Below are 17694 nucleotides of genomic sequence, written 5' to 3'. Positions count from 1 at the left end.
GCACCGAGGAGTCGCCTGCCATGACCGAATCCACCCATCCGTCCCGGCGCACCGTCGTCACGGCGCTCGGTGCGGCCGGCTTCGTCGCCCTGCCCGCCTGGCCGCAGACGGCGCGAGCGGCAGACGGCCCGGCCGTGGCCACCGCGAGCGGCCCGGTGCTCGACACCCACCCGGCCACCGAACCCTCCGGCACCCATGTGCGTGAGGTCGGCGGCACCAACGTCGTCTTCCAGTACGGCACGGTGCTCCCCGCCTTCGACGGCTGGCGCACCCATGAGCCCACCCGCGAGTACCTCACCCTCGACAAGAAGTGGCGCTTCCGCTTCGACCCGGCCGACCAGGGGCTCGCCGAAGGCTGGCAGTCCGCGCACCACGACGACGGGGCGTGGGGCCTCATCGACGTGCCGGCGGCCTGGGACCTGCTGAACACACCCGGATTCGGCTCGGAGACCACCCCCTTCGGCCGCGGCACCGCGTTCAGCGACGGGTACGCCTGGTACCGCACCACCGTCGACGTGCCCGGATCCTGGCGGGCCCGGCACGTACGCATCGCCTTCCTGGCCGCCGGATACAGCGCCGAGGTCTGGCTCGACGGCACCCGTCTGGGCAAGCACGAAGGCGCCAACTCCCCGTTCGCACTCCCGGTGGCGGGGGCGCTGAGGCCGGGAACGCGTCAGACGATCGCCGTGCGGGTCTTCCGCCGGGCGAGCTACACCGACTACACGGCCGCGACGGGGCAGCCGGTCACCGACGACTACGAGGTGCCGTACAAGCCGGTCGACTACTGGCCCTACGCGGGGCTGACCCGGTCGGCCTGGATCGAGGCGGTCCCGCAGGTCGGCATCGCCAAACTGCTGGTGTCCGGCGCGAACGGACGACTGGAGGCGCGCGCGGTCGTCGAGAACCACGGAGCCTCGGACTTCGAGGGCTGGCTCACGCTGGATCCCGGCCGGGACAGCGGCGCCCGGCCGGTCCGGGTCGAGGCGAGGATCGCGGCCCGATCGGCCGGCGTCGTGCCCGTCTCGGTCCCGGTGCCGCACGCCCCGAGATGGAGCCCGGCCGCACCGCACACCCTCACCGCCCGCGCCACCCTGACCTCCGGGAAGTCCTCAGGTCCGCGGGTGGACACCCTGTCGACCCGGTACGGCGTGCGTGACCTGACCGTCGCCGACGCGCAGGTGCGGCTGAACGGCGAGCCGCTGTTCCTCAAGGGACTCAACTGGCACGAGGAGACGGCCGCGCACGGCAGAGCCATGACACTCGCCGAGTACGACCGGGAACTGGGCCACATCACCACACTCGGCGCCAACCTCATCCGCAACTGCGTCTACAACCGCCACCCCTACGTCTACGACTGGGCGGACGAGCACGGCGTGACGGTGATGGACGACATCGACACCATGTGGCTCAACACCGCCCAGGAAAAGCTCCAGACCGAGCGCTACGGCCTCGCCCGCGCGCTGGCCCTGACGATGGCGTGGAACCAGCACAACCACCCGTCGGTCATCCTCTGGGGACTGCAGAACGAGTCGGAGATCGACGCCGACGGCGCCCCGGTCTACCGGGCCTGGCTCGCCGACCTCAAGGCGGCCGTGAAGGCCGTCGACCTCACCGCCCGCCCCGTGACCTGGGCCTCCAACACGAGCAACGACCCCGCCTTCGACCTTGCCGACGTGATCGGGTTCAACGAGTACTTCGGCTACTTCTACGGCAAGGACGCCGACCTCGGACCCACGCTGGACGCGGTGCACGCGAAGTATCCCGACAAGCCGATCCTGATCACCGAGAACGGCACCTGGTCCGAGGCGGGCACCCACGGCCCGGACACCACGCAGGGCACGGAGGAGTGGCAGGCGGCGAGCTTCAAAGCCCACTGGGCGCAGGTGACCGCGCGCAGCGCGTTCGTCGCCGGGTTCACCTACTGGGTGCTCAAGGACTACAAGGAGCGGGCCGGGTACAACCAGGCCTACAACGGCATCTCCGTGATGGGCCTGCTCACCTTCGCCGAGGAGCGCCCCAAGCTCGTCCACGACGCGTTCCGCGAGGCGGTGAATCCCAGGGGCAGGTGACCTGCCAGGGCGCGGCGGGAGGGGGAGGGGCGCTCTGCCCCTCCCCCTCCCGCCGTCGAACTCCCAGCCCTTCAGCCGGCAGGACCGTCCGGTCCGGCGGCGTCAGCCCTTCACGCTGCCCTCGGTCAAACCGCTGCGCCAGAAGCGCTGCAGGGCCACCATGGCGATCATCAGCGGGACGACGGAGACGAAGGCACCCCCGACGGTCAGCTGATAGAGCTGCGGTTGGCGGTCGGCGAACGACTGCCACGACGTCAGGCCGAGGGTGATGGGGTACAGCTTGGCGTCGGACAGCATGACCAGCGGCAGGAAGTAGTTGTTCCAGATGCCGACGAACTGGAAAAGGAAGATCGTCACCAGGGCGGGGGTCATGATGCGCAGAGCGACCACCGTGAAGATGCGGATCTCACCCGCGCCGTCGATACGGGCCGCCTCCAACAGCTCGTCCGGTATGGATGCCGCGGCGTAGATCCGGCACAGGTACACGCCGAAGGGACTGACGAAGCTCGGCAGCAGTACGGCCCAGTAGGTGTTGGCCAGGCCTGCCTTGCTGAACAGCAGGTACATGGGCAGCGCCAGCGCCGTGGCGGGGATCAGGACGCCACCCAGCACGATGTTGAAGATCGTGTCGCGGCCGGTGAAGGAGAACTTGGCCAGGGCGTAACCGGACATCGCGGCCAGAAGCGTCGCCACGGCCGCGCCGACGCCCGCGTACAGCAGGCTGTTGGCGGCCCAGCGCAGGTAGATCGCATGGTCGTAGGTGACGACCTGGTGCAGGTTGCTCCAGAACTGGGGATGCGAGAACCACAGGCCGAAGCTGCCGAACAGGCCGCCGGTGGACTTGGTGGACGCCACGACCAGCCAGTACACCGGGAGCAGGAAGTACCCGGCGGCCGCCACGAGCAGGCCGATGACCAGGATGCGGCTGCGTGTGGTGACCCCGGTGATGCCGCCGCGCGGCCTCGTGCCGTCGTCGGAGGCCTGCGTGTCGCGCCGTGGCGGGACGGTGCGGGCCGGTGTCTGGAGACTCACGCGTCCCCACCTCTCTTGTTGATCAGCCGCAGGAAACCGAAGGAGAGCGCGAACGCGGCGAGGGCGAGCAGCACTGCCTCGGCGGCGGCGAGGTGGTAGTTGTCGTTGGTGAACGCCTCGTTGTAGGCGCTGAGGTTGGGGGTGTAGGCGCTGTCGATACTCGACGAGACGGGCTTGAGCACCAGTGGTTCCGCGAACAGTTGCAGCGTGCCGATGATGGTGAAGACCGTGGTGAGGACCAGCGCCGGGCGCAGCAGCGGGAGTTTGACGTGCCGGACCGTCACCCACGCGCCGGCGCCGTCGATGCGCGCGGCCTCGTACAGCTCCGCGGGGATGGTACGCAACTGGGCGACGAGAACCAGAACGTTGTAGCCGGCGAACTCCCACGTGACGATGTTCGCGATGGACCACAGAACCGTGTTTCCGCCCAGCAGGTCGACCGACACCCCCAGGTGGCGCATGCCGTCCACGAGAGGGCTGACTCCCGGAACGTACAAAAAGCCCCACAGGATGGACGCGATGACCCCCGGGACGCCGTAGGGCAGGAAGAAGGCGGCGCGGAAGAACCGCACGCCTCTGGCCGAGGCGCTGTCCAGCAGCAGCGCGAGCCCGGCGGCCAACACGACCATCACCGGCACCTGGACGACCGCGAACAGCAGGACGCGACCGATGCTGCGCAGGAAGGCGTCGTCGGACAACGCGTCGGAGTAGTTGCGCAGCGCCACGAAGACGGTACGGGTGCCGCCGAGCCCGAGGGCGCCGGTGTGCTCGACATCCATGACGCTCTGGTAGACGGCGTAGCCGATGGGGACGGCGAAGGTCAGGAGGAACAGCAGGAGGAATGGCGCGACGAAGGCGTAGGGCGCCAGATTTCTGCGGCGGCGGGGCGCTCGGGTGGGCATCGGGGTTCTTTCTGGAGTCCGGAGGGGAGAACGGCGGCGGCCGTGTCGCGCCCACCGGAGGTGGTCACTGGCCGGTGGAAACCTTCAAACCCTTCCGCTTCAGGTCCTCGACCGTCTGCTTCTGTGCCTGCCGCACCGCGGAGACGAACGTGCCCTTGCCGGCCACGGCGGCCTGGAAGCCGTCGTTGAGGTGCTGGTAGGTGGCGCCGATCGTCGGTATCCACTTCCACGAGTTGTCGATGCTCTTGTCCGACTTAGCGAAGACCTCGTTGTACTTCTGGCCTCCGAAGAACTTCGACGGCTTGTCCAGCGAGGAGCCCTGGTACCCGTCGGCCGCCGCGGGCCAGCCGTATCCGCCCTGCAGCAGCAGGTCGACACTCTTGGGGTCGGTGTTGAGCCATTCGGCGAACTTCAGGGCCTCGGGGATGTGCTTGGCGCCCTTGAGGACAGCCGTGGAGGAACCACCCCAGTTCGCGGACGCGTTCGCGCCCTTCGTCCACTGCGGCATGGGTGCCACCGCCCACTTGCCGCTGGTCTGAGGAGCGTTTCCGCTGATGATGGCGTCGCCCCACTGGGCACTGACCCACGAGGTGATGGCACCGGTCTGCAGGTCCTTGTACCAGCCGTTGGCGAAGTCGGGTTCGGTCTTGATCACTTTCTGGCTGCGCAGTTTGTCCCAGAAGGCGGCGACCTTGAGGGTCTGCGGGGAGGCGATGTTCACCGACCAGGTGTCGTCGTTCACGCCGAACCACTTGGCGCCGGCCTGCCACGCGAGTGCGGTGAACCAGGCGGAGTTGCCGGCCGGGAAGGTGCTGATGTAGGCCTTCGGGTCGGCGTTGTGGATCTTCTGCGCGGCCTGGGCGAACTCGTCCCAGGTGGCGGGCGGCGTGATGCCCCACTTCTTGAACAGGTCAGATCGGTAGAACAGGCCCATCGGACCGGACGCCTGGGGGATCGCGTAGACGGCGGAGCCGAAGACTCCCTGCTGCCACTGCCAGTCCACGAACTTCGACCGGTCCTTGTCCGCGCCGTACTGGGACAGGTTCACCAGGCCGTTCTCCAGCAGGAACGAGGGGATCTCCTGGTACTCCACTTGTGCCAGGTCGGGCGCGTTGCCGCTCTTGAGCGCGGCACGCATCTTCGCGTAGCCGCCGCTGCTGCCTGCCGGGATCTTCTCCAGTTTGACGTGGAAGTCCGGGTGAGTGGCGTTCCACCTGTCCACGGCCTTGTCGACACCGGGAACCCACGACCAGAAGCGCAGGTCGACCTTCTGGCCGGGCTTGACGGGTGACTGGAGCCCCTTGTCCGACGAACCGGTCGAACCCCCGCAGGCGGAGAGCATCAGGGAGGCGGCGGCAAGGGCCACTGCGAGTGCGCCCCGGCTTCTGCGGAGGTGTGTGGTGCGGCTCATGGGAGGAGGTCCTTCCTCGCTTCGTACGGGAGGTGGTGCCTGGTGCATGCCGGTCAGTTTCGGAGCGGCATCGCCACCTCGTCAAGATATATTCATAATTAATTGAAACAGCTATGGTGGGTGTGGGCGTCAGACGCGCATCGCCGGACGCGCAGGCATCAGATGGGGAGACACACGATGACGGAGTGCCGCAGGATGGCGGGACGCGTGGCGGTGATCACCGGCGCCGCCCACGGAATCGGCGCGGCCACCGCTCGAAGGCTCGCGGACGAGGGCGCGGCGGTCGTGGTCACGGACGTGGACGACACCGCGGGGAAGGAACTCGCCGCGGCCGTCCAGGACAGCGGAGGGCGCGCGGAGTACGTACGGTGCGACGTGACCTCGGCAGCCGACTGGGAGAACCTGGCCCGCCACGTCGACGAGCGTCACGGGCGGCTGGACATCCTGCACAGCAACGCCTTCGCCCAGCTCAACAAGCCCGCCCACGAACTGAGCGAGGCCGAATGGGACGGCCAGATGGCCGTGCTGCTCAAGCCGGCCTGGCGGGCGATGAGGACCTTCGCGACCATGCTGCGCGAGGCCAGGGGCTCGGTCGTCCTCACCTCCTCGGTGCACGCGGTCATCGGCCTGCCCGGCCATGCCGCCTACGCCGCCGCGAAGGGTGCGCTGTGCTCGCTGGGCCGGCAGTTGGCCGTCGAGTACGGGCCGGACATCCGGGTCAACACGGTGCTGCCGGGCCCCATCCTCACCGCCGCGTGGGAGGGGATCCCGGAGCCCGACCGGGCACGCAGCGTGGCGGCCACGGCGGCGAAGCGGTTCGGGCAGCCGGCGGAGGTGGCGGCCGCCGTCGCGTTCCTGGCATCGGCGGACGCGTCCTATGTGACCGGAGCGAGCCTGGTGGTCGATGGAGGATGGAGCGTCATGAAGGAGTCCTCGTGAGCGGCGCGTACCGTGCGGCATGCTGTGCGCGGCATCCGCGAACAGGACCGAGACGGAAACGGAGAACGTGGTGACCCATCCGCCCAAGGGGCTGCACGGCCAGGCCGTGGAGGAGCTGGGCCGGCGCATCATACGCGGCGACTATCCCCCGGGCTCCGTGGTGGACCCGGTCAAGTTCGAGACCGAACTCGGCGTCAGCAAGACCGTCGTGCGCGAGGCGCTGCGCGTGCTGGCGTCCAAGGGACTGCTGGAGTCACGGCAGAAACGCGGTACGACCATCCGGCCCCGCGCCCACTGGAACCTGCTCGACAGCGACCTGCTGCGCTGGCAGGGGAGCAGCGCCCCGACCGACGGCTTCCTGGAGGACCTCGCCGAGGTCCGCGCCATCGTCGAGCCCGCCGGAGCCCGGTTCGCGGCGGCCCGCCGCACCGAGGCCGACCTGGACGCGATGCGGCAGGCGCTCGACGCGATGGCGGCGGCGGGGGCGGACGCGGACGCGATGGTCGAGGCCGACCTGGCCTTCCACCGCGCCCTGTTGGAGGCCGCGCACAACGAACTCCTCAGCCGGATGGAGGTCGTCATCGAGGCCGGTCTGCGTGTTCGCGACCGGATCGTGCACGGCGCCCGGCACTTCTCCGACTCCATCCCCGTACACCAGGAACTGCTGGACGCGGTCGAAGCGGGTGATCCGGACGCCGCCGTCGCGGCCGTCGAGTCGCTCCTGGCGCAGGCGTCCGACGACCTGGCGGCCGTACAGGCGCGGGAAGACCACGATGACGTCGCGACCGACACGCAGCCGAAGGAAGTTCCTTGAAGATAACCGGACTTGAGACGTTCCTGGTGGCTCCGCGCTGGCTGTTCCTGCGCGTCGCCACCGACGAGGGCGTCACCGGCTGGGGCGAACCCGTCATCGAGGGCCGCGCCGAGACCGTGCGCGCCGCGGTCCACGAACTGGCCGACCACCTCATGGGCCAGGACCCACTGCGCATCGAGGACCACTGGCAGGTCCTCACCAAGGGAGGCTTCTACCGCGGCGGCCCGATCCTCTCCAGCGCCGTCGCAGGCATCGACCAGGCCCTGTGGGACATCGCCGGCAAGACCTACGGAGTCCCCGTGCACCGCCTCCTCGGCGGCCCGGTACGCGACCGGGTGCGGATGTACGCCTGGATCGGCGGGGACCGGCCCAGCGACGTGGCGGAGCTGGCCAGGGAACAGATGAAGGCGGGCTTCACCGCGGTGAAGATGAACGCCTCGGCCGAACTCGCCCCGATCGACACCCCGGCACGCACCGCCGAGGTCGTCGAACGCGTCGCGGCCGTCCGCGAGGTGCTGGGCGACGAGCGGGACATCGCCGTCGACTTCCACGGCAGGGCCTCCACCGCCATGTCACGCCGCCTGCTGCCCCTGCTGGAACCGCTGCACCCGCTGTTCGTCGAGGAACCCGTCCGGCCGGAACACTCGGGCCACCTGCGCAGCCTGGCGGAGTCCACCAGCATTCCGCTCGCGACCGGCGAACGCCTCTACTCCCGCTGGGACTTCCGCGAGGTCATGGCCAGTGGCATCGCCGTCGCCCAGCCCGACCTGTCGCACGCCGGAGGCATCTCCGAGGTCCGCCGCATCGCGGCCATGGCCGAGACGTACGACGTCGCCATGGCCCCGCACTGCCCGCTCGGCCCGATCGCCCTGGCCGCGAGCCTGCAGATCGCCTTCGCCGTACCGAACTTCCTCATCCAGGAACAGAGCATGGGCATCCACTACAACGAGCAGTGCGACCTGCTGGAGTACGTGATGGACCCCGAACCCTTCCGGTTCCAGGACGGATACGCCGTGGCCGGCTCCCGCCCGGGCCTCGGCGTCGAGATCGACGAGAAGGCGGTACGCCACGCCGCCGAAGCCGGACACCGCTGGCGCAACCCCGTGTGGCGGGGCGCCGACGGCTCCTTCACCGAATGGTGAGCACCGTCAGGGCCCCGCACCCCACCCCCAAGGAAGAGCCCACCCCCATGAACCTGGTGGAAAACCTCCGCGCCCACCGCCTGTTGGCGATCGTCCGCGGCAAGGACCACGCCGCGTCCCTGCGTACCGTGCTCACCCTCGCCGAAGAGGGCGTCGCCGCCATCGAGGTGTCGCTGACCACCGCGGACGCCCTGACCGTGATCAGGCGGGCCCGCGCGGAACTGGGACCCGACGCACTGGTCGGCGCCGGAACCGTACGCTCGGCCGCCGACGCGGCCCGCGCCGTGGAGGCCGGGGCGTCGTACCTCGTCACCCCGGCCCTGGTCGAGGGGCTGGAGCCGTACGGCGTACCCGTGGCGATGGGCGCGCTGACTCCGAGCGAGATCGAACGGGCCCTCGCCCTGGGCGCCGACGCCATCAAACTCTTCCCCGGCTCCCTCGGCGGCCCCGGCTATCTCAAGGCCCTGCGTGACCCGTTCCCCGAGGTGCCCTTCGTGCCCGTCGGCGGCGTGGACGCGCGGGCCGCCCGGGACTATCTGGACCTGGGCGCCCTCGCCGTCGGCGTCGGGTCACCCCTCGTCGGGGACGCGGCCGACGGCGGCGACCTGGACCGACTCCGCGCCCGCGCGGCCGTGTTCCGCAAGGTGGCCGCGGGGGAGACGCCGTGACGACACCGGATGGCCGGGCCCCGGCCGACGTGCTGACCTTCGGCGAGACGATGGCGGCGATGCGGGCGCACGGCGCGCTGCGGCTGGGCGGCAGCCTCGGCCTGTCCGTCGCGGGAGCCGAGTCCAACGTCGCCATCGGTCTCGCCCGGCTCGGACACCGGGTGCGGTGGGCCGGCCGGGTCGGCGCGGACGAACTCGGCGCGCTGGTACTGCGCACCCTGCGCGCCGAGGGCGTCGACACCGACCACGCGGTCACCGACGACGCCGGCAGGCCCACGGGGCTGCTGCTGACCGAACCCCGCCTGGGCACGCTCACCCGGGTCAGCTACTACCGGGCCGGTTCCGCCGGTTCGGCGCTCTCACCGGCCGATGTCCTGCCCGCGCTGGCTTCGGGAACCCGCGTCCTGCATCTGACCGGCATCACCCCGGCGCTCAGCGCGTCGGCGGCCGAGTCCGTCCTGGCCGCCGCCGCGACGGCGCGCGAGGCCGGCGTCACCGTGTGCCTCGACGTCAACTACCGCTCCCGGCTGTGGACCACCGACTGTGCCCGCACCGCCCTCCGGCCGCTGCTGGACCACACCGACCTGCTCATCGCCTCCGAGGACGAGCTGCCGTTGGTGCTGGAACGGTCCGGCGCGGATGAGGCCGAGGCCGTGCGCGGCATCGTGGCCGCGGGTGTCGCGGAGGTGGTCGTCAAACGCGGCGCCCGCGGTGCGACGGCCTTCACCGCCGACGGGGCGAGCGACCGCGCGGCGCGACAGGTCGACGCCGTCGATCTGGTCGGAGCGGGTGACGCCTTCGTGGCCGGATACCTGTCCGGACTCCTCGACGGGGCGGATATCCCGGCCCGGCTGCACCGGGCCGTCACCACCGCGGCCTTCGCCGTCGCCACCCGGGGCGACTGGGAGGGCCTTCCGACGCGGGACGAACTAGGCCTGTTCGACGAGCCCGACGGCACGACGATCCGCTGACTCAGGAGACCGTTCATGACATCCACGGCACACCCCGCGGCGGTCCTCGTGGAAGGAGCGTACGAACTCGCCGAGGGCGGCCGCTGGGTCGACGGCCGGTACGTGTACGTCGACATCCTCAGCGGCCGGCTCTTCGAACTGCGCGACGACAGCGGACCCGCGACCGCGCGCCAACTGGCCCGGCTGGACGTGCCGTTGGGTGCCGTCGCGCCGGTGAGCGGCCGACCGGACGAGTGGATCGCCGCCGCGGGCACCGGCATCGCGCTGCTCACCGCCGACGGCGCACTGCGGTGGCTGGACCGCCCGGAGGACCGTACTCCCGTCCCCAGCCGGATGAACGACGGCGTCGCGGACCCCGCCGGCCGGTTCTGGGCCGGCAGCATGGCCTACGACGGCACACCCGGCGCGGGCTCGCTCTACCGTACGGACCCCGACGGCACGGTGGTACGCGTCCTCGACGGCCTGACCATCACCAACGGCCCGGCGTTCACCGCCGACGGCACGACCATGTACGTCGCCGACACGGCCGCCGGCACCGTCCTGCGCTGCCGGGTCGATCCCGTCTCGGGCGACCTGTCGGCAGGCCCCGAGACCTTCGCCCGGCTACGGGACGACGAAGGAAGCCCCGACGGAATGACCGTCGACGACGAGGGCTGCCTGTGGATCGCCCTGTGGGGCACCGGCACCATCCGCCGGTACCACCCGGACGGTCACCTGCTGCACACCGTGACCGTCCCGGCCCCGCACCCCACGTCGGTGTGCCTGCACCCCGGCGACAACCGCCTGTTCGTCACCACGGCCCGGTACGGCGTGGCGAGCCCGACCGCGGCCTCCGGCGCGGTGCTCAGCGCCCCTGTACAGGCCAGGGGAACGGCAGCCTGTTCCTGGCGCGGTCGACTCTGAGACCCGGTCCACCGGGTCCGGACGGGCCGGCAGGACGAAGGGGGCTCCACCGCCAGGCGGTGGAGCCCCTTTCTCGTCCCGCTCGGGACGGCCTGGCCTGCGGTGTGCTCACCCGTCACGGGTCGGGCGGAGTCCTCATCGAGTCAGAAGCATTGTGTTCGACCCGGGGTTGTTCATAAACTTTCCACTTGGAAGGTATTGAAACGTTTCAATGCAAGGGGATCTGAGCCGTGGCCGAGCAGAACAGAAGTGCGTTGAGCCGCCGACACATGCTCGGCATCATGACGGCCGCCGCAGCCGGGGCCACGCTCCCGGTCGCCGCCGCGCCGAACGCCGTCGCGGCCGGCGCCGCGGCATCGGGCAGGCAGGGTCCCGCACCCGTGGAACCGCAGGTCAACTCCCGGACCGCACCGCTGGGTACGCAGACCGCGCCGGCGTTCAGCTGGGTGCCGCAGGTGGCCCGGCAGACCGCGTACGAGATCCAGGTCGGCACCAGGCCGGGCGCGGCCGACGTCTGGAGCAGCGGCAGGACAGCGAGTTCGAACAGCACCGAAGTCGCCTACGGGGGCGGCGCGCTGCGGTCGGAACGGGCGTACTTCTGGCGGGTGCGCACGTGGGACGAGAAGGACGCGCCCGGCCCCTGGAGCGAGCCGGCGATGTGGGAGACGGGCCTGCTGAAGGGCGAGAAGGACTGGTCGGGCGCGCGGTGGATCGGCGGGCGTGAAGCGCAGGACCACGACTGGAAGGACCTGACCGCGACCGTCGTCTTCCGCGGTGGGTCCGACGCCGCCGACGGGCTGTCCCTGCTGCTGCGGGCCGAGCCGATCGGCAAGACCTGGGGCGAGGCGCTCAACTGGACCATCCGGCACAGCGGCGACGACATGCGGCTGGTCATGAGGACCAGCCACTACGCCGGCAACACCTGGGTGGACGACGGCACCTCCGAGCCGAACTGGGGCGTCGACCACTACGACCCGCAGAGCGAGACCAACCCCACCACCGCGGGCACCCGTGAGGTCCCCGTCGGCACCATCACCCTCCCCGCCTCCACCGGACTGACCAAGGACACCTGGGCCGCCCGCGACCACACCGTGCGGGTCTCGGTCATCGGGCTCACCGTGACCACCACCGTGAACGGTGTCGAGGTCGACAGCCGCACTCTCACGGGCGACCAGATCCGCCGCCACGGAAGCTTCGGCTTCGGCGGCGGCACCAACGCCACCATCCGCAACGTCGAGGTGACCGGCACCGGCGCCCGCGACTTCTCCGCCGACCTCACCACCGGCGCCAACCCGTTCGAGAACGGCATTGGCACCCTCGCCGGTCTGACCTTTCCGCCGAAGAACCCTTTCATCCCGTCCAAGAACAGCGTGCTGCCGATCGCCAATCCGGCCCCGGTGCTGCGCCGCGCGTTCTCCCTGCCACGAGGCCGCCGTATCGCCAAGGCCCGGCTGCACCTGAGCGCCGCCGGCAACGTCACGTTCACCGTCAACGGCGACCCGATCACCGTCGACGGCAAGCGGGCGAACCGCGGCCGGACCAACGTGCCCCGGCTGCTCACCGACCAGAGCACCTACGACCGTACGGTTCTGTACGACACCTTCGACGTCACCACGTTGCTGGAGGCTGGAGGGCGCAACGTACTCGCCGCCGAACTCGGACGCGGCTGGTACGGGGTGACGACACCCCAGGAGTGGTACTGGCACCTCGCCCCCTACACCGGCCAGCCCCGTCTGCGCGCGAAGCTCGTCGTCACCTTCACCGACGGCTCCGCCACCACCCTCGTCACCGACCAGGACTGGCTCAGCGCGGACGGGCCCACGACGTTCGACTCGGTCTACTCGGGCGAGAAGTACGACGCCCGGCGGGCGGACCAGCTGGGGCAGTGGCGATCGGCCGGCTACCGCACCGGCCGCGACTGGCGACCGGCCACCGTCCTGATCCCGCCCGGCAGTTGCTCCGGCCCCTCGCCCAAGTACCACGGCCTGCTACCCGCCACGACGATCCCCGACGGCTTCAAACCCGCCGTCCCGCGCGCCCACGAGGCCGAGCCGGTACTGGTCAACCAGACACTGCGCCCGGTGTCCATGACCGAGACGGCTCCCGGCTCGGGAACCTGGGTCCTGGACTACGGCCAGATCCTGACCGGCCTCGTCCGCCTCCAACTCACCGGCATACGCCCCGGCAGCGAGGGCACCACCCTCCGCATCCGCGGCGGCAACCGGATCGTCGGCGGTGACGGCACGGCCGCCTCCCCCCTCTCCGTCGAGGAGGAGAACTTCCAGCACGACGCCGACCTCCAGACGCACTACTACACCCTCGGCAGGCGGTCGACGCAGACCTGGGAACAGCAGTTCAACCACTTCGGCTTCCGCTGCCTGGAAGTCATGAACCTGGACGCGGTCCTCGGACGAGCCCCGGACCTCACCCGGGACGCGGACGTGCTGACCGTCGGCGTCGCCCGCTCAGGCTTCGCCCGCACCGGCACCTTCACCACCGACAACGCCCTGCTCAACCGCCTCCAGCGCAACCTGGAGTGGGCCGAGCAGAACAACCTGGTGCAGAAGCCCACCGACACCCCGTCCCGCGAGAAGAACGGCTGGACCGGCGACGCCATGGCCAGCTCCGAGTCCGAATCCTTGACCTGGGACGTCAACGCGGTCCTCACCACCTACCTGCGCCACTTCCCCGACACGCAGATCTCCACCGGCCAGCTCCCCATGTTCGTCCCCATCGCCAAGGGCGGCTACGGCTACGACCACACCCCCGGCTGGAACGCCGCCTGGAAGGCCGTGCCCGCGTGGGACTCGGCGTACTTCGTCATCCCGCGGGAGCTGTACACGTACTACGGCAACAGCAGCCTGTTCGCCGAGCTCTACGATCACCAGGACACGCTCCTGACGTACTACGAGACGCTGTTCACCGCCGAGAACCACTACATGTTCGAAGCATCCCTCGGCGCCTACTCCGGCGCGGAGAGCCCCGGCAGCAACGCCGTCATCAGCCTCGCCTTCTACATCCACTTCTGCGACTACATGGACGAGGTGGGACGCCGGCTCGGCCGCACCGAACGCGCCGCTCACTACGCGAAGCTGGCGGGCACCCTGCGCAAGGCGTTCATCGCCAACTACTGGGATCCCTCCCAAGGCCACTTCACCCAGGGCAGCGTCTCCAGCGAGAACACCCTGGCCATCGCCTTCGACCTGGTACCCGGCTCCGACCTCAGCCCCGACGACCCCCGCCACCTGCCCGGCACGAAGACGCTGGCGGACAACGAGAAGGCCCTCGCCACGTTGCTCGCCGACCGGATCGTGGCCGCCGACCAGCACATCCAGAACGACATGTACGGCTCGCGCTACGAGTTCAACATCCTCAGCGAGTACGGCTACACGGACATCGCCCTCAAGGCCGTCACCCGGACCGGACAACCCGGGTACGTCCACCAGATCGCCAAGGGCGCCACGTCACTGTGGGAGCAGTGGACCGACCGGCTCTCGGTCAACCACCACTACCGCTCCAACGTGGCCACCTGGTTCTACCAGAGCCTGGCCGGCATCAGGCCGACCTCGACCGCCTACGAGACGCTGCGCATCCGCCCATACATCCCCTCGGCCGCGGTCAACAGCCGGGTCCCGAAGAACACCGAAGACCTCGACCTGGCACCGGCGACCCTCGACCACGTCAGCGCCTCGATCGACACCGTGCGCGGCAGGGTGTCCGCACAGTGGCGGCGCCGCTCGGACGGCAGGATCGCCCTCGCGGTGACCATCCCGTACAACACCGAGGCCGAGATCTGGGTGCCAACCCAGGACAAGCCCGTCACCGCGCCCAAGGGTGTCGCCTTCGTCCGGGACGACACCTCGGGCGGCGCGGCCTACGAGGTCTACCGGGCCCGGGCGGGCCGGTACCGCTTCAACGCCGGGTGATCCGAACCCCTGCTGTCGTCTCCTCCACCGCCGCAGGAACGCGGAGCGAACGAACCGATTCGTTTGACTGCGGCGGTGGGTCATGCCAGCCTGAAAGCGAACCATCTAGTTCGTTTGATTGGAGTCATGTCGTGCCCCGCACCGTTGTGTCCGCCCCACCGGTCCCACCGGCCCCGGCGGAGCTGAGCGGCAGGTTGCCCCTGGTGATGGCGCTGGCCTGCGGTGTCGCCGTGGCCAATGTCTACTTTCCGCAGGCGATCACACCGTTGATCGCGCACGGTCTCGGTGTCGGCCAGGACGCGGCGGCCGTTCTGACCACAGTCACCCAGCTCGGCTACGCCGTCGGTATCTTCCTGCTGGTACCGCTCGGCGATCGGCTGTCCCGCCGACCGCTGATCACCGTGCTGCTGACCGTGACCGCGCTCGCTCTGCTCGCCGCCGGCCTCGCCCCGGCCATCGGTCCACTCCTCGTCGCCGGTGCTGTGGTCGGTGTGGCCACCGTCGTTCCGCAGATCCTGCTGCCCATGGCCGCGGGCCTGGTCGAACCCGAGCGCCGAGGCGCTGTCACCGGCACCCTGCAGGCCGGGCTGATCGGTGGCATCCTGCTGGCCCGCACCTTCGGCGGCGTACTGGGTGAGCATCTCGGCTGGCGTGCCCCGTACCTGGTGGCGGCCGTGCTCACCGGAATCCTCGCCCTCGCCCTCGGTTTCGCCCTGCCGCGCAGCGTCCCCACCGTGCGCGACCGCTATCCCACCCTGCTCGCCGACACGCTGCGGCTTCTGCTCCACGAGCCGCAGCTGCGCCGCTCGATCTACTTCCAGGTCACTCTCTTCGGGGCGTTCAGCGCGGCCTGGACCGCGGTCGCCCTGCTGGTCACGGGCCCTCGCTACGACATGGGGACCCAGGCGGTGGGCCTGCTCGCGCTGATCGGCGCGGCCAGTATGTTCCTGGCCCCCGGGGCCGGCCGCTGGGTCGACCGGTACGGCGCCGACCGCGTCAACCTGTGGTGCATTCTGCTCGCCCTCGTCTCCGGCGCCTTCCTCCTGACCGGCCTCTCGGGCGGCCTGGCCGGAATCGCCGGCCTCGCCGCCGGGCTGCTGCTGATCGACGTGGCCGTGCAGTGCGGCCAGGTGGCCAACCAGGCCCGCATCTTCGCCTTGCGCCCCGAGGCCCGCAGCCGCCTCAACACGGGCTACATGACGTGCGGCTTCATCGGCGCCGCCGTCGGCTCCTGGCTCGGGACGCGCGCCTACACCCAGCTGGGCTGGGGTGCCGTCTGTGCCCTGGTCGCGGTGGCCGCGCTGCTCGCCCTCGGCGCCCACCTGACCGGCCGCCGCGGTGGCCCCGGCGTACGGGGCTGAACGTAGCGACCCGCCTCGCGGCTGGTGGCCGAGCTGGTCTCGTACGGGTTCCTGACCCGGGACGCCGACCGCCGGATACGGATCGGCACCGCTGTGGTCGCGGATGCCGTATCCGGCGTCGGCCCGTCGCGGCGGTCAAACGAACCGGTTCGTTAGGCTGGAGTGCATGGCATACGACTCGGCGGCGACCAAGGAACGCATCCTCGCGGCGGCGACCGCGGAGTTCGCCGCGCATGGGGTCGCCGGTGCGCGGGTGGATCGTATCGCCGCCCAGGCCAAGGCCAACAAGCGTGCGATCTATGACTACTTCGGCGACAAGAACAAGCTCTTCGCCGTCGTTCTCGAACGCGTGCTGGCCGAGCTGGCGGAGGCCGTACCGCCCAGCGACGACCTGCCCGGCTATGCCGAGCGCCTCTTCGCCTACCACCGCGCCCACCCCGAGGCCCTGCGCCTGGTGATGTGGGAGGCCCTGGAGATCGGCGACCGGCCCGTCCCGGCCGAGGAGGCCCGCACCAGCCACTACCAGGACAAGATCGACGCCGCGGAGGCCGGCGGGCAGGGCCACGACGCGCGTACCCGGGTGTTCTTCACCATGGCCCTGGCGAGCTGGAGCATCGCCATGCCCCAGCTGCGTCGCATGGTCCTCGGCGCGGACCACAGCCTCGACGACCTCGGCGCGGAGGTCGCCCGAGCCGTACGGGATCTGACCGCGGTGACCGGTTCAGAAGGCGAGGAGCCGCCGCAGCACTGACGCCCCCGTGGCGCCGTGGCGTGGTGTTGTCGTGGCGGACCGGGCGCGGGCCCGGGCCGGTCGTGCTCTCAGGCGGTGGCCTGGGGACGGGCCGGGCTGAGGTAGTGCACGGCGGTCTGTGCGGTGTGCGGGGCGAGCAGTCCCCGCAGTTCCTCCGCCGCGACCTTCAGGAGGTCGCCGTCGCGGGTGGCGTGGACGGTTTCGAGGATGAAGGCGACGTGCGCGGAGTCCTCGGTGACGCGGGTGCGGTGGGCGTCTCGGTGGTTCCAGTGACGGGTCAGGACGCCGGCGGTGTCCGCGTAGATGATCTCGCCCGGCTTGGGGTGCTCGACGGTGTCGGGTTCGCCGAGCGGGGTGAACTCCTCGCTGCCGTCCGCGTACCGGATGTCGACGTCGTCGATGACGTGGTCGAGGTCGAAGGCGCCGGCGGGCAGGCCGTGCCGGACGGAGACCGCGTTGTAGGAGTCGACGGACGGGTTGATGCGGGGCAGGCTCCCCTTCTTGGCGAGGCGGCGGCCCAGCGCGTCGACGCTGGGGCGGATGCGGCGGGGGTTGGTGCCGAAGGAGCGGTAGGCGGTGTGCCAGGCCTCGATGCGGGGGTCGGTCTCGTCGGCGGGGTGCCAGGTGGCGTCGGCGAGTCGCTGTTCCAGGTCCGCCAGGGCCGCGGTGGTGTCGGGCCAGGGTTCGCGGCCACGCAGACCGGTCGCCGTGACCAGGGCGATGAGGGTGTCGGGGAAGGCGTCCGCGACGGCGGGGGTGAGGCGGAAGGCGGGCATGTGCGGGGTTTCCGTTTCCTGATCCGGAC

Annotated in this window: 14 protein-coding genes; 10 read left to right on the top strand and 4 right to left on the bottom strand. The window is 70.5% G+C overall.

Annotation, left to right across the window (positions count from 1 at the left end):
- The first annotated feature begins 20 nt into the window (after positions 1 to 20).
- Positions 21 to 2069, top strand: a complete 2049-nt coding sequence (locus ACFYRY_RS24005; protein ID WP_389149125.1) for a glycoside hydrolase family 2 protein — start codon at positions 21 to 23, stop codon at positions 2067 to 2069.
- A 102-nt stretch (positions 2070 to 2171) separates the two neighbouring features.
- Here ACFYRY_RS24005 and ACFYRY_RS24000 read toward each other — a convergent pair whose 3' ends face one another.
- From ACFYRY_RS24000 to ACFYRY_RS23990, 3 genes are all read right to left on the bottom strand, one after another.
- Positions 2172 to 3101: a carbohydrate ABC transporter permease gene (locus ACFYRY_RS24000; protein ID WP_389149122.1), complete on the bottom strand. Its 930-nt coding sequence runs from the start codon at positions 3099 to 3101 to the stop codon at positions 2172 to 2174.
- Entirely contained in the window at positions 3098 to 4003 is a 906-nt protein-coding gene (locus ACFYRY_RS23995; protein ID WP_389149120.1) for a carbohydrate ABC transporter permease, read from the bottom strand. The genes ACFYRY_RS24000 and ACFYRY_RS23995 overlap by 4 nt, the downstream gene beginning before the upstream one ends.
- Before the next feature lie 64 nt (positions 4004 to 4067).
- On the bottom strand, positions 4068 to 5414 hold the full coding sequence (locus ACFYRY_RS23990; protein WP_389149117.1) for an ABC transporter substrate-binding protein: 1347 nt from the start codon (positions 5412 to 5414) through the stop codon (positions 4068 to 4070).
- Positions 5415 to 5609: 195 nt separating this feature from the next.
- On the opposite strand from ACFYRY_RS23990, the gene ACFYRY_RS23985 reads away from it, so the two are divergent.
- From ACFYRY_RS23985 to ACFYRY_RS23945, 9 genes are all read left to right on the top strand, one after another.
- The gene (locus ACFYRY_RS23985) at positions 5610 to 6353 is read left to right on the top strand and encodes an SDR family NAD(P)-dependent oxidoreductase (protein ID WP_389149114.1); all 744 of its coding nucleotides are present in this window, start codon (positions 5610 to 5612) and stop codon (positions 6351 to 6353) included.
- A gap of 67 nt (positions 6354 to 6420) precedes the next feature.
- On the top strand, positions 6421 to 7167 hold the full coding sequence (locus ACFYRY_RS23980; protein ID WP_389149112.1) for a FadR/GntR family transcriptional regulator: 747 nt from the start codon (positions 6421 to 6423) through the stop codon (positions 7165 to 7167).
- Positions 7164 to 8309, top strand: coding sequence for a galactonate dehydratase (gene dgoD, locus ACFYRY_RS23975; RefSeq protein WP_389149109.1), 1146 nt, complete (start codon positions 7164 to 7166; stop codon positions 8307 to 8309). The genes ACFYRY_RS23980 and dgoD overlap by 4 nt, the downstream gene beginning before the upstream one ends.
- Positions 8310 to 8356: 47 nt before the next feature.
- On the top strand, positions 8357 to 8977 hold the full coding sequence (locus tag ACFYRY_RS23970; RefSeq protein ID WP_389149106.1) for a bifunctional 4-hydroxy-2-oxoglutarate aldolase/2-dehydro-3-deoxy-phosphogluconate aldolase: 621 nt from the start codon (positions 8357 to 8359) through the stop codon (positions 8975 to 8977).
- On the top strand, positions 8974 to 9948 hold the full coding sequence (locus tag ACFYRY_RS23965) for a sugar kinase (protein WP_389149103.1): 975 nt from the start codon (positions 8974 to 8976) through the stop codon (positions 9946 to 9948). The genes ACFYRY_RS23970 and ACFYRY_RS23965 overlap by 4 nt, the downstream gene beginning before the upstream one ends.
- Positions 9949 to 9963: 15 nt before the next feature.
- A complete protein-coding gene (locus tag ACFYRY_RS23960) occupies positions 9964 to 10851 on the top strand; it encodes an SMP-30/gluconolactonase/LRE family protein (RefSeq protein ID WP_389149100.1) in 888 nt (295 codons plus the stop codon).
- 281 nt (positions 10852 to 11132) lie between these two features.
- Entirely contained in the window at positions 11133 to 14777 is a 3645-nt protein-coding gene (locus ACFYRY_RS23955; RefSeq protein WP_389149097.1) for a family 78 glycoside hydrolase catalytic domain, read from the top strand.
- A gap of 206 nt (positions 14778 to 14983) precedes the next feature.
- Positions 14984 to 16138, top strand: a complete 1155-nt coding sequence (locus tag ACFYRY_RS23950; protein ID WP_389150248.1) for an MFS transporter — start codon at positions 14984 to 14986, stop codon at positions 16136 to 16138.
- Positions 16139 to 16304: 166 nt separating this feature from the next.
- Positions 16305 to 16889, top strand: a complete 585-nt coding sequence (locus ACFYRY_RS23945; RefSeq protein WP_389149094.1) for a TetR family transcriptional regulator — start codon at positions 16305 to 16307, stop codon at positions 16887 to 16889.
- Positions 16890 to 16957: 68 nt separating this feature from the next.
- Here ACFYRY_RS23945 and ACFYRY_RS23940 read toward each other — a convergent pair whose 3' ends face one another.
- Complete coding sequence (locus ACFYRY_RS23940) at positions 16958 to 17665, bottom strand: B3/4 domain-containing protein (protein ID WP_389149092.1); 708 nt, start codon at positions 17663 to 17665, stop codon at positions 16958 to 16960.
- Positions 17666 to 17694: the final 29 nt, after the last annotated feature.

Origin of the sequence: Streptomyces sp. NPDC005263, assembly GCF_042872365.1 — a bacterium.
Taxonomy (GTDB): domain Bacteria; phylum Actinomycetota; class Actinomycetes; order Streptomycetales; family Streptomycetaceae; genus Streptomyces.
This window is presented reverse-complemented; position numbering and strand designations above follow the sequence as displayed.

Coding starts and splice junctions, on each gene's coding strand:
- ACFYRY_RS24005 (WP_389149125.1), top strand. CDS start 21: ATGACCGAATCCACCCATCCGTCCCGGCGCACCGTCGTCACGGCGCTC.
- ACFYRY_RS23995 (WP_389149120.1), bottom strand. CDS start 4,003: ATGCCCACCCGAGCGCCCCGCCGCCGCAGAAATCTGGCGCCCTACGCC.
- ACFYRY_RS23990 (WP_389149117.1), bottom strand. CDS start 5,414: ATGAGCCGCACCACACACCTCCGCAGAAGCCGGGGCGCACTCGCAGTG.
- ACFYRY_RS23985 (WP_389149114.1), top strand. CDS start 5,610: ATGGCGGGACGCGTGGCGGTGATCACCGGCGCCGCCCACGGAATCGGC.
- ACFYRY_RS23970 (WP_389149106.1), top strand. CDS start 8,357: ATGAACCTGGTGGAAAACCTCCGCGCCCACCGCCTGTTGGCGATCGTC.
- ACFYRY_RS23960 (WP_389149100.1), top strand. CDS start 9,964: ATGACATCCACGGCACACCCCGCGGCGGTCCTCGTGGAAGGAGCGTAC.
- ACFYRY_RS23955 (WP_389149097.1), top strand. CDS start 11,133: ATGACGGCCGCCGCAGCCGGGGCCACGCTCCCGGTCGCCGCCGCGCCG.
- ACFYRY_RS23950 (WP_389150248.1), top strand. CDS start 14,984: ATGGCGCTGGCCTGCGGTGTCGCCGTGGCCAATGTCTACTTTCCGCAG.
- ACFYRY_RS23945 (WP_389149094.1), top strand. CDS start 16,305: ATGGCATACGACTCGGCGGCGACCAAGGAACGCATCCTCGCGGCGGCG.
- ACFYRY_RS23940 (WP_389149092.1), bottom strand. CDS start 17,665: ATGCCCGCCTTCCGCCTCACCCCCGCCGTCGCGGACGCCTTCCCCGAC.